This is a genomic window from Rhizobacter sp., from assembly GCF_031412495.1.
Taxonomy (GTDB): Bacteria; Pseudomonadota; Gammaproteobacteria; order Burkholderiales; family Burkholderiaceae_C; genus Schlegelella_A.
The window spans coordinates 1-1,530 of record NZ_JANODC010000512.1 but is presented as its reverse complement, the minus strand read 5'-3'; the positions used below and the strand labels follow the sequence as shown (position 1 = coordinate 1,530).

At 76.7% G+C, this 1,530-nt stretch carries 1 protein-coding gene and 1 pseudogene; both read right to left on the bottom strand.

All coding sequences use genetic code 11. The features are described from left to right. Positions 1-302, bottom strand: a pseudogene (locus AC30N0_RS19250) (hypothetical protein); the annotation flags it as partial. A gap of 63 nt (positions 303-365) precedes the next feature. Continuing rightward, positions 366-1,530 (bottom strand): hypothetical protein (locus tag AC30N0_RS19245; RefSeq protein ID WP_489519499.1); only part of this gene is annotated, 1,165 nt, incomplete at its 5' end.

Sequence of the window (1,530 nt, the reverse complement as noted above, 5' to 3'; positions counted from 1 at the left end):
TCGGCGTAGAGCGTGTCGAAGGCCAGGCTCGACTTGCCCGACCCCGACAGCCCGGTGATCACGACCAGCTGGTTGCGCGGGATGTCGAGGTCGATGTTCTTGAGGTTGTGCGTGCGCGCGCCGCGGACCCGGATGAAGGCGCTGCCCAGCTTGACGGCAGGACGCTGCGCGCGGGCTGCTGCCGGCTGGGCCGGCGCGGAAGGCTGCGGTGCGTCGGCCGCCGCGGGCTCCGGCGCGCCGCTCGCCGCGACGTCCGGCGCATCGCTGCGGGCGGCTTTCCTGGCGTCGGAAGGAGCGTGCATCGGTCGTTTCAGGGTAACCGAGCATCATAGCGGCGCGCCCCTCGGGCGAGCCGGGGCGGCCACTCAGCGCGGCAGTGTCGCCGCGAGCCGGGATGCCTCGGCCGCGCCGAGTGCGGCCCGCGACTGCCGGGCCGGGCCCTCGAGACGCGACTCGTAGGTGGCTTCCGCGCTGTCGACGCGGAAGACGGCGGCCGGCCGGCCGTCGAGCAGGAGAACCAGCGACGGCGCGGCGGCCGACATCGGCCCGGCGTCAGCCGCTGCGCCAGTTCCGGAAAGCGTTCGCTGCCAGCGGTTCCGGGTCGCGTCATCGAAGTCAGCGACCCAGCGTCGGGTCGCCTCGTCGAGCGGCCTGGCCTCGCCGCCTGCGGCTCGCCACGACCAGCGCGAGGGATCGGCTGTCAGGGCGACGAGCAGCGGGTCCAGGGGTCGCGCGGCGCCGGACGTCTGCCCCGTCGTGCGAGACGTGTCGCGGGCCGCAGCGCGGGTCGCCGTCTCGGCCGGCTCGCTGCGGCCGGCTTCCTGGCCAACGGGCGGCGGCGTCGTCGCGAAGGCCTCGGGCACCGCCTTGCTGCGCGTCGCGCCGGTGGCGAGCCCCTGTCGCTCGCGCAACGGCGCTGCCTGTTGCCGCACGGGTGCGATGGTGGTCGGCGCAGGCGCCGCGGGAGCCTCGGTCGCGGGAGCAGCGGTCGGGGCGGGCGGGACCGGTGCAGGCGCGTCGTTCGCGAACGGCTTCGGCTCTGCGTCCGCGCGCCTCGATTTCGCTGCCGAGCGTGCATCGTTCGCGGTGGTCCCGGCTTCGGCGCGCGGGACCGGCCGCGCGAGCCGTTCCTCCTTCGCCCGCGCTGCCTCGGCCGCCCTTGGAGCGACCTGGGCAGACGGCGAGGGCGTCGGCACTGCCGGTGCCGGTGCAGCCGCGGGCGCCGGCTCGGCCTGTGCCGTCACCGGCGCTGTCGGCGGTGCCGGTGGAGGCTGGGCCAGGTCCATTGGCTGGTCCCACCACATCAGGCCGACCAGGGTCGCTGCCATGAGGCCGGCGAAGCCGCTCGCGACGGGTGGCCGTGCCAGCCAGGCCCAGAACGCGGACCCGGACGACGCCGCGGAGGCCCGGCGCGGCGACGGTGCGCGGGTCGCCGCGCGCGCCTTAGCCAGGATGGCTTCGCGCAGGGCCGGCGGCGGCGCGGCGGCGGCGTCCGGCGCGTGGCGCAGCGCCTCGCGCAGCCAGGCGTCG